This window comes from Taibaiella sp. KBW10 (genome assembly GCF_003852495.1).
Lineage (GTDB): Bacteria > Bacteroidota > Bacteroidia > Chitinophagales > Chitinophagaceae > Edaphocola.
The window spans coordinates 57,167-81,487 of the sequence record NZ_QAJI01000001.1; the positions used below are offsets into that span (position 1 = coordinate 57,167).

The following is a 24,321-nucleotide window of genomic DNA, read 5'->3' on the forward strand; positions in this document are numbered from 1 at the left end:
AGGGCGTTTGATATGGTCTCTCTGGTCCTGGTCATGCTGCTTACCTTAGTGATGGAAAGGGATATTGCCAAAACCTTGCTTAATCAGTATTTAGGCCGTTATTTTTATGGGTCTGCGGAACCGAACTGGCTTCGTATTGGTCTCATCATTCTGATTATAACGGCGGTGATCATTGCTTTTATTTATCTATTTAAGAAAATAAAGACAACCAAAATCGGCAAGATGTTTAAAAGCCTGGGCGAAGGCATTACCTCTGTATGGCGCTTAAAAGCCAGAGGCCGTTTTTTGCTGTATACGGCTTTAATATGGTTAATGTACACCTTAATGGTCTATATCGGATACCAGGCACTGGCAGATACCGCACACCTTAATTTTGCTTCGGCACTCGCCATTATTGCTTTTGGCAGTATCGGCATGATTGTAACGCCCGGCGGGATTGGCACCTACCCTATTATTGTCTCAGCAGTATTATTATTATTTGGCATCAGCGAGGGCGTAGGCCAGGCTTTTGGCTGGATTTGCTGGTCTGCACAAACTGTTCTAGTTTTGGTATTGGGCTTAGCCTCCTTAATTTTGTTACCTATTATCAATAAAAAAAGTAATGGACAAACTGCAACTGATCTCGCATAAAATTACCGATATTACTAACCTTGAACGCATTTGTTCCGGCTGGCGACTGATCAGCCAGAACATTGTGTTTACGAACGGTTGTTTTGATATTATCCACCAAGGCCATATTAATAGCCTCGCACAGGCCGCTTCTTTAGGAAACAGACTTGTGGTAGGCATTAATGCTGATGCGTCCGTAACCAGGCTTAAAGGGCCACAAAGACCCATAAATGATGCCTATAGCCGGGCCTTGGTATTGGCTGCTATGCAATTTGTAGATGCAGTATGTATTTTTGATGAGGATACGCCTTTAAAACTCATTGAGGCGGTAAGACCGCATGTATTAGCCAAGGGTGGCGATTATACTCCGGAAACGGTAGTGGGCAACGACTTTGTACAGTCTATAGGCGGCCAAACGGTGATCCTGCCACTTGTGCCGAATTTTTCTACCACCAGTATTATTGAAAAAAGCAAACAATCTTAAGTAGTCTCTAAAAAATAGTACCTGATCAGGTCATCTTACGGCGATAAAGCACATAGGCCAGTACCGCGAAAATAATATTGGGAATCCATACGGCAATGATGGGATGCAACCCACTATTGATCGCAAAGGTCGAGGTTAACTGCATCATGAGGATATACAAGGCACTGATGATGATGCCTAAAGCCAGGTGAGATCCACTTCCACCCCTTACTTTACGGGAGGCTATACAAGCGGCAATGATAACCAGAATAAAGCCTGCTACCGGCTGTGCGGTACGCTTGTATAGTTCTATTTCAAAATCCGATACGTTCTCCGTTCCCCGTTCTTTTTCCCTGTTGATGTAGCCTAATAATTGTGCGCTGGTCATTTCCATCTTTACATTCCGGTCAACGGAAAGATCTTCAGGGGTAAAATTGTACTTCTTTTTGATTTCGGGTATCCGGGTCAGGGTTTCTTTAATGCCTTCGTTCTTGATGATTACCACATTTTTCAAGGTCCATTCTTTGGTAGAATCGGTATAAACAATACGGTCTGCAATAAGTTTTTCTTTAAGCGTAATACCCTCTATGGTTTCTATCGTAAACTGCGTGCCGGTCTGTGTGGCGAAGGTAAAATTCTCAACATAGATATAGGTATGTTCTCCTGTCTTCAGGTGTACATTTCCATCGGTACCTATCTTCTTATCGAAAAAGTACTTACGCAGGAAATCATTCATCACAATGTTGGACTTGGGAATGAGGTAGTGATTGGTGACCAGAGAAAGACAAGCCAGCATGACGCCCCCTACTATATAAGCCCTTAAAAAACGCCTAAAAGAAGTGCCTGTAGCGAGGATGGCAATAATCTCTGTTTTATTGGCCATTTTTGACGTAAAGAAAATGGTCGGCAAAAAAGCGAATAAAGGAAAAAGGATGGTGATAAAACTAGGCGCGGAAACTAGGAAATATATAAATAATTCTCCTACAGGGGCTTGCTTAGTTACAAAGTCGTCTATCTTTTGACTATAGTCTATGACACAGATGATGACCGCCATCATCAGCACAAAGAAGAAAAATGTCGTTAAGAATTTTCCTAAAATATAGCGGTCAATCTTGGTCAGAAAGTTCATCATAGTTTGTCTAGGGCTGAAGCTTACAGTCTGGTTTTTACAATATCCAAAGCCGTACGTTTCCAGGAGGCAAAGGTACCATTTAAAATGTGTTGACGGGCTTCTTTTACCAGATGCAGGTAATAGGACAGGTTTTGAAGACTGGCCAATTGCAATCCTAATATTTCTTTTGCCTGGAACAAATGTCTTAAATAAGCTTTGGTATAGTAGTTACTGAAACGGCTGTCAATACCGGCATCTATCGGACTAAAGTCTTTTTCCCATTTTTTATTTTTGATATTCACCACACCTTCTGAGGTAAAGAGCATTCCGTTTCTTCCGTTGCGGGTAGGCATTACGCAATCAAACATATCAACCCCTAAACCGATGTTCTCAATAATATTCCAAGGGGTTCCCACACCCATCAGGTAACGGGGTTTATCTTTCGGTAAAATATCACAGACCAAACCACACATTTCATACATATCTTGCTCCGGCTCTCCTACAGACAAACCTCCGATGGCGTTACCATCGGCTCCTTTGGAAGCAATATATTCTGCCGATATTTTACGCAGGTCTTTATAGGTACTACCCTGTACAATCGGGAAGAGGGATTGGTTGTACCCATATTTGGGATCGGTCTCACTTAAGCGCTGCACGCAACGGTCTAACCAACGATGGGTCAATTCCATAGATTTATGCGCATAGGCATAATCGCATGGGTATGGGGTACATTCATCAAAAGCCATGATGATATCAGCACCAATACTGCGTTGTATATCCATAACGCGCTCCGGAGAGAACAAATGCTTGGATCCATCAATATGGGATTGAAATATAGCGCCTTCTTCTTTTAGTTTCCGATTGGCTGATAAGGAAAATACCTGGTATCCCCCGCTATCGGTCAGAATCGGTTTATCCCATCCGTTGAATTTATGCAAGCCACCTGCAGCCTCTAAAATCTCTGTACCCGGTCTGAGGTACAAATGATAGGTATTTCCCAGGATAATTTCCGCTTTCACATCATGAAGCAATTGGTCTTGCATCACCGCTTTTACACTTCCGGCAGTACCTACAGGCATAAAAATAGGCGTTTCAATCACGCCATGATCGGTATGTAATAGTCCTGCACGGGCACCGGTATCGGGACAAACGGCTTGTAATTCAAATTTCATATAAAGGGGAGAAAGAAGGAGGTATTGAAGATAAATATAGTGAGCCGTTTTGCAACAGCTCACTATCTAAGTAAGGATCAAAAAGAGATTAATTGTGTACATGCTCGCCTAAGTAGCGCTCTGAATCTAAAGCTGCCATACAACCGCTACCAGCTGCTGTTACCGCCTGGCGGTACATTTTATCCTGAACATCACCACAGGCAAACACACCTTGAATATTAGTTTTAGACGTACCCGGAACGGTAAGGATATAACCTTGCTCATCCATATCAATAGTGCCTTTGAACAGGTCGCTGTTGGGTTGGTGGCCAATGGCTACAAAGAAAGCACTTACCGGAATCTCTGTTTTCTCGTTTGTTTTATTATTTAAGATGCGCACGGCTTCTACTTTCTTTTCTCCAAGTACTTCATCTGTTTCGGTATTCCAGTACACCTGAATATTCGCCGTTTTCAGCACACGATCCTGCATTACTTTAGAAGCACGCATTTCTTCTTTACGGATAAACATGTGTACTTTACTACAAATCTTAGAGAGGTATAAAGCTTCTTCACAAGCGGTATCTCCGGCACCTACGATAGCCACTTCTTTTTCTTTAAAGAAGAACCCATCACAAACGGCACAGGCAGAAACGCCATAGCCATTCAGGCGTTGCTCACTTTCCAGACCCAGCCATTTGGCAGAAGCTCCGGTTGCAATAATAATGCTGTTGGCTTCTATCCAGGAAGACTCATCTACTTCTACTTTAAACGGACGTACTGATAAATCTACTTTGGAAATCATGCCCCAACGCAAATCGGCACCCATGCGCTTTGCCTGGTGTTCGAAATCTTTCATCATTTGCGGACCCATGATACCATCCGGATAGCCGGGATAGTTCTCTACATCGGTAGTAATGGTTAATTGGCCGCCGGGCTGTAAACCACTGTATAAAACAGGTTTTAAATTAGCACGGGAAGCATATATTGCGGCAGTATATCCTGCAGGGCCGGAACCGATAATTAAACAATCGATCAGTTCAGTTGTATTTTCAGTTGACATATTTTATGTTTTAAACTTTGCGAAGTTAAAGTTTTTTAAGGCAAAAAGGCCAGTGAAACCTCAATCAATTTATAAAGAGAAGCTAATAAAATTGTAAAATTTATTGGCAACAATTTAGTAACAATGCTACTATACTCATTTTCATTTCATTACTCCTTAAATTTACAATGCAAATTAAATAAATTATTGGGTAAAATAAACTACTGCTTTGCCCATTTTTAGATATAACACGTATAGAAAATCCCCCTTACTCCGTGTGTTTTATCTAAGGTCTTCGATCGCATGTCTGCCTCATCAATGAGGTTGTGTTTATCATTAAAATTGTTTCTGATAAAGGCATTTCCTGATTGGGCTAATGCATGTAAGCATAACAAATCGGTTGCTGCTCTTAATATTACAAATCTACTAATGGCGGCCGTTAAGCATCTATTTAAAATGAGGTAAATTCATGTGATGCTCTATGAGAAGCGATAACGCAAGAGAGCGTATTGGTGCCGCAAAAAGAATTGTATATTGCCCGGCAGATAGATTTACTATAAAAAATAAATTCCTATTTAACACATTATCAATATGTTATATTATAAAACAACTCATATATTTTGAAAATATAGTTTTTTATTTTGCAAATCAAATAAGAACTATATCTTTACAACGTCAAATAGCACAAACTATGTTTAATCAATTACATCATCATCATTTTCATACTTGCACTCAAGCGAGCAGAGAATGATATGTTGTAAAATCAAAATATCTAATCCCGTTTGAGTAAATCAAACGGGATTATTCTTTTTTAGATTCTCTAGTCGTAAGATTTACTCAAACATTTTAATAAAAATGAAAATGAGTAAACTTAAAATTGCCATACAAAAAAAGGGCAGACTTAGCGAAAAATCACTTCAATTATTAGAAGAATGTGGCATTAAATTTCCCAATGGAGGTGGAAAATTAGTAGCAACATCCACCAATTTTCCAATCGAGATTTTATTTCTCAGAGATGATGATATTCCCCAATATGTTGAACAACAAGTTGCAGATATTGGCATCGTCGGAGAAAATGTATTAATAGAAAGTCAGAAGAAAATAAAGCCTGTTCAACAGTTGGGCTTTTCTTCCTGCCGTCTCAGTTTAGCTGTTCCCAAGGAAACCAACTATACAGATCTGAGTTATTTCAATGGCAAAAAAGTAGCCACTTCATATCCGAATATCCTTTCTGATTATTTTCAAAAAAACAACATTGAGGCCACTATTGAAATCATTTCTGGAAGTGTTGAGATCGCTCCAGGAATTGGTTTGGCTAACGCAATTTGTGATATCGTGAGTAGTGGAAGCACCTTATTTTCTAATGGACTAAAAGAAGTCGAAAAGATTTTTAGCAGTCAAGCGATTTTAATTGCTTCGCAAAATTTAGATTTAGAAAAGCAAAGTCTTCTAAATAAACTTTTGTTCCGGATAAACGCCGTTCGCAAAGCAAAAGAAAACAAATATATCTTGCTCAACGCGCCCAATAATTGTTTAGAAAAAATCACACAAATTCTACCCGGGGTAAACAGCCCAACTATTCTTCCATTGGCTCAGAAAGGCTGGAGTAGCTTGCATTCGGTAATTAGCGAAGATAAGTTCTGGGATATCATAGATGAACTTCGGGAAGCGGGAGCAGAAGGAATTTTGGTGGTTCCTATTGAGAAATTCATCGCTTAGATACAATACACAATTAGAAGTTATAAGTTCTAATTGATAGACTTGATAACGCTAAATTCATAATTACAGCTTCAAAATTCGTAATTAAAAATGAAACAATACAACAATCCACAAAATTCTGAATGGGAATCATTATGTAAACGGCCTGTTTTACGTTCTGAAGATTTAGACGAAAAGGTACAAAAAATTATAAATGCAGTACAGCAAAAGGGAGATGATGCACTACGGCAATTTGCATGGCAATTCGATAAAGTCAATTTAGAAAATTTAGAAGTTACGTTAACAGAAATTGAAATTGCGAAATCAACAATTGCCGACGAATTGAAACAAGCTATATCAGTCGCATCGAACAACATTCGTACGTTTCACACTGCTCAAAAAATATCGGAAACGCCTGTCGAAACAATGGAAGGTGTAAGCTGTTGGAGAAAAAATGTAGCCATAGAAAATGTAGGCTTGTACATACCAGGAGGTTCCGCACCGCTATTTTCAACTATTTTAATGTTAGCAATTCCAGCGAAAATTGCGGGCTGTAAACGCATCGCACTGTGTACACCATGTGATGCGGAAGGTAGGATCAATCCGGTGATTTTGTACACCGCTTCATTTTTAGGAATTGATGAAATTTACAAGGTCGGCGGTGCTCAGGCAATAGCTGCTCTGGCATACGGAACAGCTACAATCCCAAAGGTAGATAAGATTTTCGGACCGGGAAATCAGTTTGTAACTAAAGCCAAGGAACTGGTTCAGAAAAATGGAATTGCCATCGACTTACCAGCCGGACCAAGCGAAGTTTTGGTAATTGCCGACCAAAATGCAGATGCCGATTTTGTCGCTTCAGACTTGTTATCTCAAGCGGAACATGGAAGCGACAGTCAGGTGGTGCTGGTAACGGATAACGAGTTTTTTATTGAGAAAGTAAATCAAGCGATCGCAAGACAATTATCCGAATTACCTCGAATTGCATTAGTTTCCAAAGCTTTAGAAAATAGTTTTTCTGTGGTGTTCCATACGATTGAAGAATGCATAGAATTTAGCAATATCTACTCCCCCGAACATTTGATTTTAGCAGTAGAAAAAGCGGAAAGGTATATTGATAAAATCCAAAATGCAGGTTCTGTTTTTCTAGGAAACTATTCTTGCGAAAGTGCCGGAGATTATGCCAGTGGAACCAACCACACTTTGCCTACAAATGGCTATGCCAGAAGCTATAGTGGGGTCTCTTTAGATAGTTTTGTAAAGAAAATTACTTTTCAAACCATTACTGCAAAAGGCTTACAAAATATCGGGAATACGATTGAGATAATGGCTGAAGCAGAGGGATTATTGGCTCATAAAAATGCAGTTTCTATTCGTCTTAAAAAATTAAATAATGGATAAGGATATAGCGCAACTAATCAGAAAAAACATATTAAACCTTTCTCCCTATTCGAGTGCAAGAGAAGAATATACAGGAAAAGAAGGCATTTTTTTAGATGCTAATGAAAATCCGTTTGGAAGGTACAATCGCTATCCGGATCCGTACCAATCTGCTCTGAAACAGCGATTGTCGATAATAAAAAACATTTCATCCAGCCAAATTTTTATTGGAAACGGAAGTGATGAAGTGATTGATATTGCTTTTCGAATTTTTTGCGAGCCTAATCAAGACAAGGCTTTAACATTTACGCCAACATACGGAATGTATGAAGTGTCTGCAAATATCAATGCTATAGAATTTATCAAACTTTCTTTGAATCAAGATTTTCAAATTGAGAGAAAAACAGTAACGCCTTATTTTTCCGATCCGAGTTTGAAATTAATCTTCATTTGCTCTCCTAACAACCCGACCGGAAATCTACTAAACCGGGAAGACATCGAATTTGTCTTACAGCATTTCAAGGGCGTGGTGATTGTAGATGAGGCTTATATTGATTTTTGCGATGAACCTTCTTTTCTCGAGAAAATTGAAAAATATCCCAATCTTATTGTGAGCCAAACATTGAGCAAAGCTTGGGGATTGGCAGGAATTCGTTTGGGAATTGCATATATGAACGAAAAGATCTTATCCTATTACAACAAGGTAAAAGCTCCTTATAATGTAAGTTCCATCAATCAAGAAACAGCATTGGAAACACTCCGCAACATTGATGCATACGAGGAAAAACGAAACGAAATTCTTTCAGAAAAAAACAAGCTCATTAACGAACTACAAATATCAAAACCCGTTCATAAAATCTATCCCTCAGATGCCAATTTTTTACTGATAGAAGTAGATAATGCCAACCAATTATACAACAGATTGATAGAAAAACAAATCATCATCCGAAACAGAAATTCAGTTGTTCCAAACTGTGTGCGCATTACAGTCGGAACAAGAGAAGAAAACCTAAGATTATTGAACGAATTAAAACTAATAAACAATGGCTAAAAAAGTATTATTTATAGATCGAGATGGCACGATTATTAAAGAACCCGGGGATTTTCAAATAGATAGTTTTGAGAAGCTGGGATTTTTACCTTTTGCAATTAGTAGTTTGTCTAAAATCGCTCGCGAACTGGATTTCGACTTGGTTATGGTAAGCAATCAGGACGGCTTAGGAACGGATTCTTTTCCAGAAAACACATTTCACCCGGTACAGAATTTTGTTATTCAAACCCTGAAAGATGAAGGTGTCCTTTTCAGGGATATATACATCGACGCTTCTTTTGAACATGAAGATAAAGATACCCGAAAACCCCGTACCGGAATGTTGGGCAAATACATTCACGGTAATTACGACCTGGAAAATTCTTACGTAATTGGAGATAGAAAAACTGATGTAGCACTGGCAGAAAATCTGGGCTCAAAATCGATTTTTCTCAGTAATGACATTTCCGTAAATGCAACGATTATCACAAGTGATTGGAACGAGATTTATCGCTATCTGAAAGCGCAGCCGAGAATAGGTAAGACCCTACGCAAAACACTGGAAACAGATATTTTGGTAGAAGTAAATCTGGATGGATGCGGAAAATCGAGCATTGATACCGGTTTGCCGTTTTTCGATCACATGTTGGAGCAGATTTCCAAACACAGTAATCTGGATTTGAGCATTCAGGTAAAAGGTGATCTAAAAATCGACGAACACCATACTATTGAAGATACTGCCATTGCTTTTGGCGACGCATTTTTACAAGCTTTGGGAAGTAAAAGGGCAATTGAACGATACGGTTTTTTATTGCCAATGGATGATTGCCTGGCCCAAGTGGCAATTGATTTTGGAGGTCGTCCCTGGTTGGTTTGGCAAGCCGAATTCAAACGTGAAAAAATCGGGGATATGCCAACGGAAATGTTTTACCATTTTTTCAAATCGTTTAGCGACCAGGCCCGATGCAATCTGAACATCAAGTCGGAAGGAGCAAATGAACACCACAAAATCGAATCTATTTTCAAAGCCTTTGCAAAAGCAATAAAGATGGCAGCAAACAAAACAGAAAACTATAACATTCCAAGTACGAAAGGCACATTATGATAGCTATTTTGAAATACAATGCAGGAAACACTACTTCGGTAGCAAACGCGGTAAAAAGCTTAGGATACACAACCATTCTTTCAGACGATGTTTCGATTTTACAATCAGCCGAAAAAGTAATTTTTCCGGGAGTGGGCCAAGCGCGTTCGGCTATGAATTATTTGCATGAAAGAAATTTGGACACAGTCATAAAATCTTTGAATCAACCGGTTTTGGGGATTTGTTTGGGAATGCAACTTTTATGTGAGTCTTCCGAAGAGGGAGACACAGACGGTTTGGGAATATTCAAAACAAAAGTCCTCAAGCTTCCGCCTAAAAACCTTATTCCACATATGGGTTGGAATAATTTCACTTCCGTAAAAGGAAATCTATTCCGTAATATTTCAATTGAAAATGATTGCTATTTTGTACATAGTTACTATGCAGCATTATGTTCAGATACCGTTGCTACAACCGATTACATCTTGCCCTTTAGTGCTGCTTTGCAAAAAGACAATTTTTATGCAACACAATTTCATCCTGAAAAGTCAGCAAATGCAGGAATGCAAATTTTAAAAAACTTTCTTGAATTATGAGAATCATACCAGCAATTGATATTATTGACGGAAAATGTGTCCGTTTGACAAAGGGTGATTACACTCAGCAAAAAATCTATAACGAAAACCCCTTGGAAGTGGCTAAAATGTTTGAAGATTTTGGAATCAAATACTTGCATTTGGTGGATTTGGACGGCGCAAAAGCTACACAAATCATCAATTACAAAACTTTGGAAACGTTGACAACCAAAACCAAGTTACATATCGATTTTGGGGGAGGAATTAAATCCTTACAAGATGTGGAAAACGCCTTCAATAAGGGCGCAAAGCAAATAACGGTTGGAAGTATCGCAGCCCTGCAATCTACATTAATGTTGGAATGGCTCAACCGATTCGGAGCAGATAAAATTATTTTGGGTGCAGATTGCAAAAACCGAAAAATTGCAACCAATGGTTGGTCAGAAAGCAGCGATTTAGATATATTATCTTTCATCAAGGAATATGAAAAAGAAGGAGCGACATACAGTATTGTAACCGATATCGACAAAGACGGAATGTTGGCTGGGCCATCATTTGAACTATATAAACAAATTCTTTCTCAATCAAAAATCAATCTTATTGCCAGCGGAGGCATTACCACAATGGACGATGTGGTTCAATTAAAAGAAATGGGTTGTGAGGGCGCAATTATTGGAAAAGCGATTTATGAAGGAACAATCAAGTTAAAAGAACTTTCATTTCTATGCTAAAGAAAAGAATCGTCCCATGTTTGGATATCAAAGATGGGCGAACGGTAAAGGGTATTAATTTTGAAAGCATTCGGGATGCAGGAGATCCTATAGAATTGGCACAACGTTATGTTCTGGAAGGAGCAGACGAATTGGTATTTTTGGATATTTCAGCAACTCTGGAAAAGCGGAAAACGCTTTCGGAATTGGTTACACGCATCGCTGCGCAAATAAATATTCCATTTACAGTTGGCGGAGGAATTAACAGCTTGGAAGATGCAAAAACTATTATAAATGCGGGAGCAGATAAGATAAGCATCAATTCTTCTGCTATACTAGATCCAGAGCTTATAACTAAAATTGCCCATGAATTCGGAAATCAATGTGTTGTTTTAGCAATTGACACCAAATTCGTTAATGACCAATGGATGGTCTTCAGAAGTGGTGGAAAAATCGCTACCGGGATCGGCGCAGTTGATTGGGCTAAAAAAAGTGTTTCGCTTGGAGCAGGTGAGATTTTGCTGACTTCTATGAATAATGACGGCACTAAATCAGGTTTTGCATTAGACATCACACAACAAATTTCTGAACATGTTTCCGTCCCTGTTATCGCTTCGGGAGGAGCTGGTACGATGCAACATTTTGCAGATGTATTTAAACAAACCAAAGCTACCGGAGCTTTAGCCGCAAGTGTTTTCCATTACGAACAGATTTCCATTCCGTCACTCAAACAATTTTTAAAAGAACAAAATATCGACATACGATTATGAATATAGATTATAATAAAGCAAACGGACTTGTGCCCGTTATCATCCAAGATGAAACAAATCTCCAGGTTTTGATGCTTGGATTTATGAATGAAGAAGCCTATCAAAAAACGATTTCGGAACAAAAAGTAACATTTTTCAGTCGAACCAAAAATCGATTGTGGACAAAGGGTGAATCTTCAGGAGATTATCTGCATGTAAAGAATATTCAGTTGGATTGTGACAACGACACTTTGCTAATTCAGGTAAAAGCAGAAGGTCCAACCTGTCATAAGGGTATGATTTCGTGTTTTAATACAGAAACGTCAAAAGGTTTTTTGTACCAATTGGAACAAACTATTCACCAACGAATTGACAAAAATTCAGAAACGTCCTACACCAACAAATTATATAGAAAAGGCATCAACAAGGTGGCACAAAAAGTGGGCGAAGAAGCAGTGGAATTGGTCATAGAAGCCAAAGATAACAATGATGACTTATTCAAAAATGAGGCAGCTGATTTGTTGTATCATTTTTTGCTTCTACTAAAAGCAAAAAACATCAGTTTGGAGGATATCGAAAATGTATTGAAATCAAGGGAGCAATAAAGAGCGTTTACGTAAAAGGCTTCAAGAAGAACTAAAGTGTTTTCATTTTATCATAATTTTATTTCAATCAGCTTAAACAGTTTTGTAATCTTTATTAAACATCCTGTATCCCTAAGCAAAATCAAGTAAAAAAGCAGCAATGCAGGATTATCCAGACTAATAATAGTTGATTCATCAATTTATTCAAGCAGACAAAGACTTAAAATGGTATTGGGTGGCCTTGCTGACCACCCAATACCATATTTTAAGTAAAAAAGGATACAAAATGCGGTATTCATAAGTATTCCAAAACGCCAATACTTATGCTATGGAGGGTTTCGACATTCTTAATTTTGAATATAAAAGCTGCTGCCATCCCACATAAAGGACAATTGTCCACCGGGTCCGATAATGCCAATATTTGTCCAACCTATGGCTTGCGGTAACACAAAATCCGTAGCTTCATCACTTGCAATATATTCACCGGGGCCTTGTGTAAAACTGATCCTCCAGGCGGGACAGTTCCTGCCGGCGCCAGCCAGGCAACCTGAACCGGGATTAGCATAATATATTCCGGGGCTGTGTGCCGGAACCGTAACACATTGGCCACCGGAACAAGATACCTGTCTACAGACATCCATCGCATCGAGGCAGATGGTTAAGGAATATGACAAATCAGGAACATGAATTGGCGGATTCCCCAGTTGGGCAAAAAGCTTACCGAAGCCAAAAAAGGCTACAAAAAGGATTAAAAGTGCTTTCTTTTTCATTATAATATTGTTTAATTAGTTTAAACAATATTACGATTCCTATTAAATATTCTATGTCCCTAAAACTAGGGACATGCTTCAAAGCGGGAAGGCCAAGATCGCAAATTCCTTATCCGGTATAAAAAACAAAAAAGAGCTGTACAAATAAATGTACAGCTCTTTTTCATCTATAAAACGAATCCAATTACTCTTCTTCGTCAAACTCTAATACATCTCTATTCGCTAACAACAGTTCGTATTCTTCTTTAGAACCCACAATCATGTCATTGAAGTCACGCATACCGGTACCGGCAGGGATTAATCCACCAGTGATTACGTTTTCTTTCAATCCGGTTAATTCATCTGATTTACCGTTGATTGCAGCAGTAGACAATACTTTAGTTGTTTCCTGGAACGAAGCCGCTGAAATCCAGCTTGGTACACCCAAAGATGCTTTGGTAATCCCTTGCAGCAATGGAGAAGAGGTTGCAGATACCGCATCACGGTATTCTACCAGTTTCTTATCTGATCTGCGCAATAAGCTGTTTTCCTCACGGATTTCACGCAAAGTGGTAATTTGTCCGGCGCTGAATTTATCAGAGTTACCGGCTTCCATCACTACTTTTTTGTCAAATATCCAGTCATTTTCGTCTAAGATATCGTTTTTATCAACTGTATCATCTTCAAGGAAGCGTGTATCTCCCGGATCCTGAACGGCTACTTTACGCATCATTTGACGTACAATTACCTCGATATGTTTATCATTGATTTTTACCCCTTGTAAACGGTAAACTTCCTGAATTTCATTTACTAAGTATTCTTGTACTGCATTTGGTCCTTTAATCGCCAGGATATCGCTTGGTGTAATCGCACCATCAGATAATGGATTACCGGCTTTGATAAAGTCACCATCCTGAACCGTAATCTGACGGGTCAATGGTACTAAGTATTTTTTAACCATACCTTCGCGGCTTTCTACCACGATCTCGCGGTTACCACGTTTGATATTACCAAAGCTTACTACACCATCAATTTCCGCAACTACAGCCGGGTTGCTAGGGTTACGTGCTTCGAACAATTCCGTTACACGAGGAAGACCCCCTGTGATATCCTTAGAACGACCCATTACACGTGGTATTTTCACTAATACCTGACCACTCTTCACTTTATCGCCTAAGCTGATACCAATGTGCGATCCTACCGGTAAGTTATAGGTTTTTGCCTCTTTACCATTGATAATGATCGACGGGATTTTATTTTTATCTTTTGTTTCGATAACCACTTTTTCACGGTGACCTGTTTGCTCATCCGCTTCTTCACGGTAAGTAACCCCTTCGATAACGTTTTCAAAATCAACGGTACCGTCAATTTCAGAAATGATAACGGCATTGAACGGATCCCATGAACAGATCACATCACCTTTCTTGATTTTCTGGCCATTTTTAACTTTCAGGATAGAACCGTAAGGGATGTTATGCGTATTCATCAAGCGATCTTCTTCTACATCTACAACACGCAATTCACCGGTACGTCCGATAACCACTTGACCTTCTTCTCCTTCTTCAGTAATGGTTTTAACGGTACGAAGACCATCAAATTGCACGGTACCATCAAACTTCGCCAACAATTGAGACTCAATTGCAGAGGAGTTTGCTGTACCACCCACGTGGAAGGTACGAAGTGTCAACTGTGTACCCGGCTCACCAATGGATTGTGCTGCGATGATACCTACTGCATCACCTTTTTGTGTCATGTAACCTGTAGCAAGGTTCTTACCATAACATTTCGCACACACTCCACGTTTCGCCTCACAAGTCAATACGGAACGGATTTCTACTGTTTCAATACCTGCTTCTTCAATGGCATTGGCGATATCTTCATCTATTTCGATACCTGCAGTCACGATTAACTCATCGGTATGCGGGTGGTATACATCATGTAATGAAGTACGACCCAAGATACGGTCAAACAATGGTTCTACGATCTCTTCATTATCTTTTAATGCAGAGGTAGCCAAGCCACGTAAGGTACCACAATCTGCGGTGTTGATAACCACATCCTGTGCAACATCCACCAAACGACGTGTCAGGTAACCCGCATCGGCCGTTTTAAGGGCGGTATCCGCAAGACCTTTACGCGCACCGTGGGTAGAGATGAAGTACTCTAATACGGACAGACCTGTTTTAAAGTTAGACAAGATCGGGTTTTCAATAATCTCTGATCCGGAAGAACCACTACGACGTGGTTTCGCCATCAGACCTCTTAAACCGGCCAACTGTTTTACCTGTTGTTTACTACCACGCGCCCCGGAATCCAGCATCATATAAACAGAGTTGAATCCTTGTTTATCATTAGCCATTTCTGTGATCAGTGTTTCGGTTACTCTCGTATCCACACGAGACCAGATATCGATGATTTGGTTATAACGCTCATTATTTGTAATAAGACCCATGTTATAGTTTTCCCAAACCTCATCTACTTCTACCTGAGCGGCTTCTACTAATTTTTCTTTAATATCAGGAATGGTAAGGTCATTGATGTTAAACGATAAACCACCACGGAAGGCCGTACGGTAACCAATTTGTTTAATATCATCCAGGAACTTAACCGTTTTTGGAATATTGGTATTTTTCAGGATCGCACCAATGATCTCCCGCAAAGATTTCTTAGTCAATAAAGCATTTACAAAACCATGCTCTTTAGGTACTACCTGGTTGAACAATACGCGACCTACAGTCGTTTCGATCAATTTATATTCTAATTGTCCGTCTTTAGTACGTACATATGCTTTTACTCTGATCCAGGCATGCAGGGCAACTTTACCTTCATTATGTGCGATGATTACCTCTTCTGCACTGTAGAAAGTCATTCCTTCTCCTTTGATTGTTTCTTCTTCGTTGGTCTTTTTACCTTTAGAGATATAATAAAGACCCAGTACCATATCCTGAGACGGTAGCGTAATTGGCGTACCATTCTGAGGGTTAAGGATATTATGAGAAGCTAACATAAGCATTTGCGCTTCTAAGATGGCCGCATTACTTAACGGTACGTGTACCGCCATTTGGTCACCATCGAAATCCGCATTGAACGCAGAACACACTAATGGGTGCAACTGGATTGCTTTACCTTCAATCATTTTTGGTTGGAAGGCCTGTATAGACAATCTGTGTAGTGTTGGGGCACGGTTTAACATAACCGGGTGACCTTTCAATACATTTTCCAGGATATCCCAAACCACCGCTTCTTTACGCTCTACCAATTTCTTAGCAGATTTCACGGTTTTTACAATACCTCTTTCAATTAATTTACGAATGATAAACGGTTTGAATAACTCGGCAGCCATATCTTTAGGAATACCACATTCATGCAATTGCATTTCTGGCCCTACCACGATAACAGAACGACCGGAATAATCCACACGTTTACCCAATAAGTTTTGACGGAAACGACCTTGCTTACCTTTCAATACATCTGATAAAGATTTCAGTGCACGGCCACCTTCTGCTTTTACGGCATTAGACTTACGGCTATTGTCAAATAAGGAATCCACAGCTTCCTGTAACATACGTTTTTCATTACGTAAGATTACTTCCGGTGCTTTGATTTCCAACAAACGCTTCAAACGATTGTTACGAATAATTACCCGACGATATAAGTCATTCAGATCAGAAGAGGCAAAACGGCCACCATCCAAAGGTACTAAAGGACGCAATTCCGGTGGAATAATCGGTAAATATTGCATTACCATCCACTCCGGTTTATTTTCGATACGGGTATTTGCATCACGGAAGGCTTCTACAACGCTCAAGCGCTTTAAAGCTTCTTGTTTCCGTTGCTGAGAAGTTTCGTTAGCTGCTGCTGCACGTAATTCGTAGGATAAAGAGTCTAAATCTAAACGGCCTAACAAATCGTGTACGGCTTCTGCACCCATTTTAGCGATGAATTTGTTTTCATCTTCTTCGGGCAGGTATTGATTTTCTTTAGATAATGCATCTTGAATGTCTAAGTATTCATCTTCAGACAAGAGTTGCAAATATGTTTTTTCGCTGTCTTTTAAGCTTAATTTCTGGCGGATCATTTCTTCAGCTTCCCCTGCCTGAACCACAACGTATCTTTCATAGTATACGATGCTTTCTAATTTCTTAGAGCTGGAGCCTAATAAATAACCAATTTTGTTTGGCAAAGATTTAAAGTACCATATGTGTACGATAGGCACTACTAATTTCAAGTGACCCATACGCTCACGACGTACTTTCTTCTCTGTAACTTCCACTCCACAACGGTCACAAACGATTCCTTTATAACGGATACGCTTGTACTTTCCACAATAACATTCGTAGTCCTTTACAGGACCAAATATTTTTTCACAAAACAAGCCATCACGCTCCGGCTTGTAGGTACGATAGTTAATCGTTTCAGGTTTTAAGACTTCACCATAAGAACGATCCAGAATAGCATCCGGAGAAGCCAGGCTGATCGTAATCTTATCAAAACCCGATTTTGGGCGATTATCTTTTTTTACTGCCATTTTTATAAAAATTAGAATGTTTTTTTAATAACTTAATTTTTGGGTCACTTTTCTTAATAATATACTGTGCCCAAAGTACAATAACAATAACGGGAAGAATTTAAACAAAGCTCTCTTTGTTGTATGATCTAAATCCATTAACGGTAATATATATCCTAAAAATGCAATCCCGACTAACAGCATGAAAGAGGCCAATACCCATCTAAATCCATTATAGTCTGGTACATTTTTTATTGATTTATAGTAGAAATATAAAATGAGATCTGCAATAGCAATGATGATAAACAGATAGAAGAAGTTTCCAAAATACATGGCTCCTTTTTCACCAAAAAGCATCTCATTAAAAATCTCTGAAAATCTGGTAAAGAATGGAGAAAGATCTCCAAGATTTTTGTTCATCAAACCTGATATATCATACTCCTGCGGAATGTAATTGTTCAGGTAAAACGATCCGGTAATAAAATAAATAAGTACAGACGGCACCATAATGATTGCCACTTGCTTCAACACATTAGCCCAAGTATCTTTTTTGGACCATAGCGCAGAAATAAAATAAAACGCTCCTAAAAATGGTATCAATACAAGTGTTTCAGTACGAATATACGTGGCCAAGGCAAAGAATATAGCGGACAAAAATATGTACCTATTGCCTTCTCTTCCATGATCAAGTAAGAGGTAAACCGCCACCGAAAAGTAAACGGCATTACTGTAATCAAACAAGATCATAAAGCTATACGCATACATTTCCGGGATACACATAAACCAAAACAACAAAACACCAGCCAGGACCGGATGAATATTTCGGGCAAGTGCCTGGTACAAAAACATCAGAAAGCCCAGTACAATAGAGATCAACCAAACCTGACCAAATTTAAATCCTGCGAATTTGTATAGCATCTGCAGGGTAATAATAAATGGCGATTTAAATTGATTGTTCGTCGATTCCATATTTACGGTAAAGAGCGAATTATCAATTTTGTGTTCTCTTACCGCATATTCTGCTATAACCTCTGGCCCGGAGAGTAAATCTCTAGAATATGAGGGGTAATAATAACAGCGCCATGCACTGATAAAAAACAAGAATGCAATAAATAATATAGCCGGTATTTCAGCCAATTTGATGCGCTTAAAGAGTCCGGATGTAAACAGATTTTTGTAGTTTCCAAACTTGGTTCTAAAAGAAGTAATATTGGATAACAGGGCCGTAATAGTAAGCACCACCGCAAAAACACCTCCGTTTAAATCTAAACGCAGGAATATAGGAATCAATAATACTAAAGCCGTAAGGGCCACTCCTAATAATATAGAAAGCGCAATTGCCATCCATGGTTTTACGTTCAGTTTAAATGAACTTAAAATACCAAAACCTGTAACGAATTGCAGGATCAAGAATGATATAATTTTTAATAATTCCATTTATAGTGCAGTAGGGTAAGGTTTTAAAATCGCTAAAATTGAATCCAACTGTTTTTTGTCCTGAATTTTATCAAGATAAAAACTCTTATTTTGGTAACGGCAATACCATTTAGGCATTATGGTCATATCATAACCATGCCAAGTGGTTTTAACTCCGGTAAAATAATAAAAAATAGGAGGTTCCGGTACATGATAATCCAGACCTGCCGCCTGAAGATATGAAGTTGAAGGCATTAAGATCACGTCATTACTATCTACACGAGCATTTTTGAGCATTGTTGCGATATCCTTACTGAATACATAACTCGCTCCGTTTCTCATTTGCATCCTTTTCTCCTCATCCAGTTCTAAACGCTCTTCCTTAAAATCATTCCAGTAGTTCCCTATCCTTTCAGGCAAAAACGGCGCATTCATTTGTTTTGCTATATATAACAAAACAATGCTCGCGATAAATGCCGTGATTTTTTTAGCTCTGATCGAAACATCTTGCCCAACAACTGTGGTACCTGTTGTAGCACCCGGTTTTACAGGATTTATCACAGGATTCTTTGATCCTTTTTTCTTATTGTTTTTGTCGGCCATTCCGTTGTTCCTTTAATTACTTTTTCAAATAGTCAAATTTACCCAAGCCCCACTTTTGCAACCTATACTGTAAAGAGACTCTTAATACACCAAGACCATACTTCACGCTTCTGCTAAAGTTAATAGAAGACGCCTCTTCAAAATATTTGGTTGGGCAGGTAATCTCTGCAATCTCATATCCGGCAAAAAATATTTGCCCGATCATTTCATTGTCAAAAACAAAATCATCTGAGTTTTTCTGAAAAGGAATATTCTTCAATACTTCAATATCAAATGCTCTGTATCCTGTATGATATTCCGACAACTTTTGATTCATCAAGATATTCTGCGCACTCGTCAATGCTCTGTTGAAAAAATACTTGTAGTAAGGCATACCGCCATTCAAAGCACCTTTTCCTAATATCCTGGAGGCCATGACTACTTTGTACAGTCCACTCCCAATTAATGATACGATCGAGTTTAACAGCAAAGGAGTATATTGATAGTCGGGGTGTAGCATCACAACAATATCAGCATTCAGTTCAATCGCTTTTTCGTAACAGGATTTCTGATTTCCACCATAACCCTTGTTCTGTTCATGCCGCACAATATGCTTAATACCCAGCTCTTCTGCCAAAGAGACGGTGTTGTCTTTACTGGCATCATCGACTAATATTACTTCGTCTACAATATCAAAGTCAATCTCATTATATGTCTTGTATAAGGTTTTACCGGCATTATATGCCGGTAAAACCACAACAATTTTTTTTCCTTTATACATATCAGAGATAATTAATGAATAATAGTTTTTTTAGTTTTTACTATTTTCATTGGTATCAAATGTAAGTTCGAGACCTAAACCTCTTAACTCGTGAATCAATACATTGAAGGACTCAGGTGTACCTGCTTTAGGTATATTATCACCTTTAACGATGGCTTCATATGTTTTCGCACGACCTACAATATCATCCGATTTGATGGTTAATAATTCCTGTAAGATGTTAGACGCACCATAAGCTTCCAATGCCCAAACCTCCATCTCACCGAAACGCTGACCACCGAACTGAGCTTTACCACCCAATGGTTGTTGCGTGATCAGAGAGTATGGCCCGATAGAACGCGCGTGCATTTTATCATCAACCATATGGTGTAGTTTGATCATATAGATAATACCTACTGTTGCTTTTTGGTCAAAACGCTCTCCGGTTTCCCCATCATACAGATAAGTATGTCCGAAGGTCGGTAAACCAGCCTCTTCGATCAATCCTTTAATCTCGTCTTGAGAAGCACCGTCAAAGATTGGCGTTGCAAAACTTAAGCCCAATTTCTCTCCGGCCCATCCTAAGATCGTTTCATAGATTTGACCCAAGTTCATACGGGAAGGTACCCCTAGTGGATTCAATACGATATCTACCGGTGTACCGTCTTCTAAGAACGGCATATCTTCTGCACGTACAATTCTGGAAACGATACCTTTGTTACCGTGACGACCCGCCATTTTATCACCCACTTTCAGCTTACGCTTAATCGCCATGTATACTTTAGCCAGTTTCAATACTCCTGTTGGTAATTCATCACCAATAGACAAGTTGAATTTCTCACGTTTGTAACGACCTAATTCTTCGTTGTATTTGATGTTGTAGTTATGCAACAATTGGTTTACCAGGTCATCTGTTTCTTCCTCATTGGTCCATCCTAATGGATTTACACTTTGGAAATCTACAGAGTTCAATACTTTAGAAGAGAACTTACCACCTTTACTGATTACGGGTTCTCCGTAAGTATTGGTTACCCCGGCAGAAGCTTTATCGGCCAATAACACCTGAAGTTTTTCCAACAACAATTTCTTGATGTCTTCAGTATTATCCTGGTGTACTTTTTCGATTTTATCCAAATCGGTTTTCTCTCTTAATTTCTGTGCTTTATCTTTTTTCGCTCTTTGGAACAATTGTTTTCCAATGATCACCCCATCAGTACTTGGTGGCGCTTTCAGAGAAGCATCTTTTGCATCACCGGCTTTATCACCGAAGATTGCACGCAACAATTTCTCTTCCGGAGTAGGATCAGATTCTCCTTTTGGAGTAATCTTACCGATCATGATATCGCCTTCCTTTACATGCGCACCAATACGGATAATACCATGCTCATCCAGGTCTTTAGTGGCCTCTTCAGAAATATTCGGAATATCTGCGGTTAATTCTTCTTCTCCTAATTTAGTTGCCCGTACTTCCAATTCATATTCATCTACGTGAATAGAGGTAAATAAATCTTCCCGAACCACTTTTTCGTTGATCACAATCGCATCCTCAAAGTTGTATCCTTTCCAAGGCATGAACGCCACTTTCAGGTTACGCCCCAAAGCCAATTCCCCTTTTTGTGTTGCATATCCTTCTGTTAAGAAGTCGCCCGAAACTACTTTCTGGCCTTTGCGTACTGCGGGTTTTAAAGTAATAGAAGTACTTTGGTTGGTTTTACGGTATTTGATTAAGGTGTATATTTTCAAATCACCTTCAAAAGATACCAAACGTTGTTTCTCGGTTCTGTCATAGCGAACGTGAATTTCATTCGCATCAACATACTCGATAACCCCTGTACCTTCTGCATGAATTTGTGTACGTGCATCACGAGCTGCTTTTGCTTCCAAACCAGTACCTACGATCGGCGCCTGAGGACGGATCAATGGTACGGCCTGACGTTGCATGTTCGAACCCATCAAGGCACGGTTGGCATCATCATGCTCTAAGAACGGAATCAGGGAAGCAGACAAACCTACAATTTGGTTAGGTGCCACATCCATGAATTGTACTTCTTCTCTGTCTAAGATTGGGAAGTCACCCGTTTCACGTGATTTAATTTTATCTTCTATGAAATTACCTTTATCATCCAAAGGCACATTCGCCTGTGCAATTTTCTTATCATCTTCTTCTTCTGCACTCAGGTAAATTTCATTTTTCAAATCTACTCTACCATTATCCACTTTACGATAAGGTGTTTCGATAAAGCCCATATCGTTGATTTTTGCGTGTACACACAAAGTAGAAATCAAACCGATGTTAGGACCTTCCGGTGTTTCAATCGTACACAGACGACCGTAGTGAGAATAGTGAACATCACGTACCTCGAAACCGGCTCTCTCACGAGACAGACCACCTGGTCCGAGCGCGGAAATACGACGTTTGTGCGTAATTTCGGACAATGGATTGGTTTGGTCTAAGAATTGAGATAACTGAGAAGTACCGAAGAAAGAGTTGATTACAGAACTTAAAGTCCGTGCATTAATCAAATCGATCGGCGTGAATACCTCGTTATCCCGAACATTCATACGCTCACGGATGGTACGGGCCATACGGCTCAAACCTACACCGAACTGTGCATATAATTGCTCTCCTACGGTACGTACACGACGGTTGCTCAAGTGATCAATATCATCGATCTCTGCTTTACCATTCGATAAGCGTACTAAATATTTAATGATGGCAATGATATCTTCTTTGCTCAATACTTTTTTAGTATTGCTCAGGTCCATCTCCAGTTTACGATTGATTTTGTAGCGACCTACTTCGCCCAAATCATAACGCTTGTCAGAGAAGAATAATTTTTCGATAATACCGCGCGCTGTTTCATCATCCGGTGCATCACTACCTCTTAATTGACGGTAGATGTGTTGAACCGCTTCTAATTCTGAGTTAGAAGTATCTTTATTTAAGGTATTATAGATGATAGAATAATCACCGCTTAATTCTTCTTTCTGAATATAAATAGACTCTACGCCCATTTCCAGGATAGAATCGATATACTCTTCATCCAGAATGCTATCACGCTCCAAGATCACCTCGTTACGCTCGATAGACACTACTTCACCTGTATCCTCATCTACGAAATCTTCTGTCCAGGTACGCAATACACGCTCCGCCAAACGACGGCCGATATTGGCCTGTAAAGCTTTACGTTCTGCTTTTACCTCATCAGCCATTCCGAATAAGTTCAGGATGTCTTTATCGTTTTCAAAACCGATAGAACGCAATAAAGTAGTTACCGGGAATTTCTTCTTACGATCGATGTAGGCATACATCACGTTATTAATATCGGTAGCAAACTCCATCCATGCGCCTTTGAAAGGAATTACACGGGCAGAATATATTTTGGTACCATTAGGGTGCGTACTTTGTCCGAAGAATACACCCGGAGAACGGTGCAATTGAGATACAACCACACGCTCGGCTCCATTAATCAGGAAAGTACCCTGAGGAGTCATATACGGGATATTACCCAAAAACACATCTTGTACGATGGTTTCAAAATCAACGTGCTCTTCGTCATTACAACTAAGACGCAATTTAGCTTTTAAAGGTACAGAATAGGTAAGCCCACGGTCCATACACTCTTCAATCGTATAGCGTGGCGGATCAATGAAATAATCCAGGAACTCTAATACGAAAATGTTACGCGTATCTGTAATCGGAAAGTTTTCCTTAAATACACGGAACAAGCCTTCATTATCACGTTTGTCCGGCGTGGTTTCCAATTGAAAAAAGTCCTGGAATGACTGTAGCTGAATAGCCAACAAATCGGGCGTATCCGCTACATCGTGTATCTTCGCAAAGTTTACACGACCCGATTGTGTGCGTTTTAATTGTTTCGACATAGTAATCTAAACCAATTTATGGATATAAACAGAAAAATCCTCTCCAAAGAAAAAACTCCTTTGAACAGGTTTTACAATAAAAATTTAATAGTTTTTTTGATCAAGTTGATACGGCACGTACGTTTCCCTTTGTTTAAAAAGGACTGCAAAGATACAGCCATAAGCCGAAATCACCAATTTTTTGCAATAAATTTTAATATTTCAAAACTTTAACATTTTATTGTGTTAACAAATTCACA

18 protein-coding genes and 1 pseudogene are annotated in these 24,321 nt (G+C 39.2%); 10 read left to right on the forward strand and 9 right to left on the reverse strand.

What is annotated here, in order from left to right:
• Positions 1-9: 9 nt before the first annotated feature.
• Positions 10-630 (forward strand): annotated as a pseudogene (locus tag DBR32_RS00265) (lysylphosphatidylglycerol synthase domain-containing protein); the annotation flags it as partial.
• Positions 602-1,093 carry a D-glycero-beta-D-manno-heptose 1-phosphate adenylyltransferase gene (gene rfaE2 / locus DBR32_RS00270; protein WP_124634282.1) on the forward strand — a complete coding sequence of 164 codons (492 nt, stop codon included), beginning with the start codon at positions 602-604 and terminating at the stop codon, positions 1,091-1,093. The pseudogene DBR32_RS00265 and the gene rfaE2, both read left to right, overlap by 29 nt.
• A gap of 25 nt (positions 1,094-1,118) precedes the next feature.
• Here the strand turns inward: rfaE2 and DBR32_RS00275 are convergent, their stop codons facing one another.
• From DBR32_RS00275 to trxB, 3 genes are all read right to left on the reverse strand, one after another.
• Positions 1,119-2,204 (reverse strand): LptF/LptG family permease, encoded by a 1,086-nt coding sequence (locus DBR32_RS00275; protein WP_124634283.1) that lies wholly within the window; start codon positions 2,202-2,204, stop codon positions 1,119-1,121.
• Between the two features lie 20 nt (positions 2,205-2,224).
• Positions 2,225-3,355, reverse strand: coding sequence for a tRNA guanosine(34) transglycosylase Tgt (gene tgt / locus DBR32_RS00280; protein ID WP_124634284.1), 1,131 nt, complete (start codon positions 3,353-3,355; stop codon positions 2,225-2,227).
• A gap of 88 nt (positions 3,356-3,443) precedes the next feature.
• Positions 3,444-4,394: a thioredoxin-disulfide reductase gene (trxB, locus tag DBR32_RS00285; protein ID WP_124634285.1), complete on the reverse strand. Its 951-nt coding sequence runs from the start codon at positions 4,392-4,394 to the stop codon at positions 3,444-3,446.
• A gap of 840 nt (positions 4,395-5,234) precedes the next feature.
• On the opposite strand from trxB, the gene hisG reads away from it, so the two are divergent.
• From hisG to hisIE, 8 genes are all read left to right on the forward strand, one after another.
• Positions 5,235-6,092, forward strand: a complete 858-nt coding sequence (hisG, locus tag DBR32_RS00290; protein WP_124634286.1) for an ATP phosphoribosyltransferase — start codon at positions 5,235-5,237, stop codon at positions 6,090-6,092.
• A 90-nt stretch (positions 6,093-6,182) separates the two neighbouring features.
• Complete coding sequence (gene hisD, locus DBR32_RS00295; RefSeq protein ID WP_124634287.1) at positions 6,183-7,472, forward strand: histidinol dehydrogenase; 1,290 nt, start codon at positions 6,183-6,185, stop codon at positions 7,470-7,472.
• Positions 7,465-8,502, forward strand: coding sequence for a histidinol-phosphate transaminase (gene hisC / locus DBR32_RS00300; protein WP_124634288.1), 1,038 nt, complete (start codon positions 7,465-7,467; stop codon positions 8,500-8,502). Before hisD ends, hisC begins: the two co-directional genes overlap by 8 nt.
• Entirely contained in the window at positions 8,495-9,586 is a 1,092-nt protein-coding gene (hisB, locus tag DBR32_RS00305) for a bifunctional histidinol-phosphatase/imidazoleglycerol-phosphate dehydratase HisB (RefSeq protein ID WP_124634289.1), read from the forward strand. The genes hisC and hisB overlap by 8 nt, the downstream gene beginning before the upstream one ends.
• Positions 9,583-10,161: an imidazole glycerol phosphate synthase subunit HisH gene (gene hisH / locus DBR32_RS00310; protein ID WP_124634290.1), complete on the forward strand. Its 579-nt coding sequence runs from the start codon at positions 9,583-9,585 to the stop codon at positions 10,159-10,161. Before hisB ends, hisH begins: the two co-directional genes overlap by 4 nt.
• Complete coding sequence (gene hisA / locus DBR32_RS00315; RefSeq protein ID WP_124634291.1) at positions 10,158-10,871, forward strand: 1-(5-phosphoribosyl)-5-[(5-phosphoribosylamino)methylideneamino]imidazole-4-carboxamide isomerase; 714 nt, start codon at positions 10,158-10,160, stop codon at positions 10,869-10,871. The genes hisH and hisA overlap by 4 nt, the downstream gene beginning before the upstream one ends.
• Positions 10,865-11,620 carry an imidazole glycerol phosphate synthase subunit HisF gene (gene hisF, locus DBR32_RS00320; RefSeq protein WP_124634292.1) on the forward strand — a complete coding sequence of 252 codons (756 nt, stop codon included), beginning with the start codon at positions 10,865-10,867 and terminating at the stop codon, positions 11,618-11,620. The genes hisA and hisF overlap by 7 nt, the downstream gene beginning before the upstream one ends.
• Positions 11,617-12,204, forward strand: coding sequence for a bifunctional phosphoribosyl-AMP cyclohydrolase/phosphoribosyl-ATP diphosphatase HisIE (gene hisIE, locus DBR32_RS00325; protein WP_124634293.1), 588 nt, complete (start codon positions 11,617-11,619; stop codon positions 12,202-12,204). The genes hisF and hisIE overlap by 4 nt, the downstream gene beginning before the upstream one ends.
• A gap of 326 nt (positions 12,205-12,530) precedes the next feature.
• Here hisIE and DBR32_RS00330 read toward each other — a convergent pair whose 3' ends face one another.
• The 6 genes from DBR32_RS00330 to rpoB all read right to left on the reverse strand — a co-directional run bounded on the left by DBR32_RS00330 (position 12,531) and on the right by rpoB (position 24,082).
• Positions 12,531-12,953 carry a hypothetical protein gene (locus DBR32_RS00330; RefSeq protein WP_124634294.1) on the reverse strand — a complete coding sequence of 141 codons (423 nt, stop codon included), beginning with the start codon at positions 12,951-12,953 and terminating at the stop codon, positions 12,531-12,533.
• Positions 12,954-13,137: 184 nt separating this feature from the next.
• Positions 13,138-17,460, reverse strand: coding sequence for a DNA-directed RNA polymerase subunit beta' (rpoC, locus tag DBR32_RS00335; RefSeq protein WP_124634295.1), 4,323 nt, complete (start codon positions 17,458-17,460; stop codon positions 13,138-13,140).
• A 24-nt stretch (positions 17,461-17,484) separates the two neighbouring features.
• Positions 17,485-18,849: a hypothetical protein gene (locus DBR32_RS00340; protein ID WP_124634296.1), complete on the reverse strand. Its 1,365-nt coding sequence runs from the start codon at positions 18,847-18,849 to the stop codon at positions 17,485-17,487.
• A 27-nt stretch (positions 18,850-18,876) separates the two neighbouring features.
• Entirely contained in the window at positions 18,877-19,458 is a 582-nt protein-coding gene (locus DBR32_RS00345; protein WP_124634297.1) for a hypothetical protein, read from the reverse strand.
• Between the two features lie 16 nt (positions 19,459-19,474).
• Positions 19,475-20,218: a glycosyltransferase family 2 protein gene (locus tag DBR32_RS00350; RefSeq protein ID WP_124634298.1), complete on the reverse strand. Its 744-nt coding sequence runs from the start codon at positions 20,216-20,218 to the stop codon at positions 19,475-19,477.
• 30 nt (positions 20,219-20,248) lie between these two features.
• A complete protein-coding gene (gene rpoB, locus DBR32_RS00355) occupies positions 20,249-24,082 on the reverse strand; it encodes a DNA-directed RNA polymerase subunit beta (protein WP_124634299.1) in 3,834 nt (1,277 codons plus the stop codon).
• Positions 24,083-24,321 lie beyond the last annotated feature (239 nt).

Bases quoted from the DNA above. Each gene is read 5' to 3' on its own strand.
- rfaE2 (WP_124634282.1), top strand. From the start codon at position 602: ATGGACAAACTGCAACTGATCTCGCATAAAATTACCGATATTACTAAC.
- DBR32_RS00275 (WP_124634283.1), bottom strand. From the start codon at position 2,204: ATGATGAACTTTCTGACCAAGATTGACCGCTATATTTTAGGAAAATTC.
- tgt (WP_124634284.1), bottom strand. From the start codon at position 3,355: ATGAAATTTGAATTACAAGCCGTTTGTCCCGATACCGGTGCCCGTGCA.
- trxB (WP_124634285.1), bottom strand. From the start codon at position 4,394: ATGTCAACTGAAAATACAACTGAACTGATCGATTGTTTAATTATCGGT.
- hisG (WP_124634286.1), top strand. From the start codon at position 5,235: ATGAGTAAACTTAAAATTGCCATACAAAAAAAGGGCAGACTTAGCGAA.
- hisD (WP_124634287.1), top strand. From the start codon at position 6,183: ATGAAACAATACAACAATCCACAAAATTCTGAATGGGAATCATTATGT.
- hisC (WP_124634288.1), top strand. From the start codon at position 7,465: ATGGATAAGGATATAGCGCAACTAATCAGAAAAAACATATTAAACCTT.
- hisB (WP_124634289.1), top strand. From the start codon at position 8,495: ATGGCTAAAAAAGTATTATTTATAGATCGAGATGGCACGATTATTAAA.
- hisH (WP_124634290.1), top strand. From the start codon at position 9,583: ATGATAGCTATTTTGAAATACAATGCAGGAAACACTACTTCGGTAGCA.
- hisA (WP_124634291.1), top strand. From the start codon at position 10,158: ATGAGAATCATACCAGCAATTGATATTATTGACGGAAAATGTGTCCGT.
- hisF (WP_124634292.1), top strand. From the start codon at position 10,865: ATGCTAAAGAAAAGAATCGTCCCATGTTTGGATATCAAAGATGGGCGA.
- hisIE (WP_124634293.1), top strand. From the start codon at position 11,617: ATGAATATAGATTATAATAAAGCAAACGGACTTGTGCCCGTTATCATC.
- DBR32_RS00330 (WP_124634294.1), bottom strand. From the start codon at position 12,953: ATGAAAAAGAAAGCACTTTTAATCCTTTTTGTAGCCTTTTTTGGCTTC.
- rpoC (WP_124634295.1), bottom strand. From the start codon at position 17,460: ATGGCAGTAAAAAAAGATAATCGCCCAAAATCGGGTTTTGATAAGATT.
- DBR32_RS00345 (WP_124634297.1), bottom strand. From the start codon at position 19,458: ATGGCCGACAAAAACAATAAGAAAAAAGGATCAAAGAATCCTGTGATA.
- DBR32_RS00350 (WP_124634298.1), bottom strand. From the start codon at position 20,218: ATGTATAAAGGAAAAAAAATTGTTGTGGTTTTACCGGCATATAATGCC.
- rpoB (WP_124634299.1), bottom strand. From the start codon at position 24,082: ATGTCGAAACAATTAAAACGCACACAATCGGGTCGTGTAAACTTTGCG.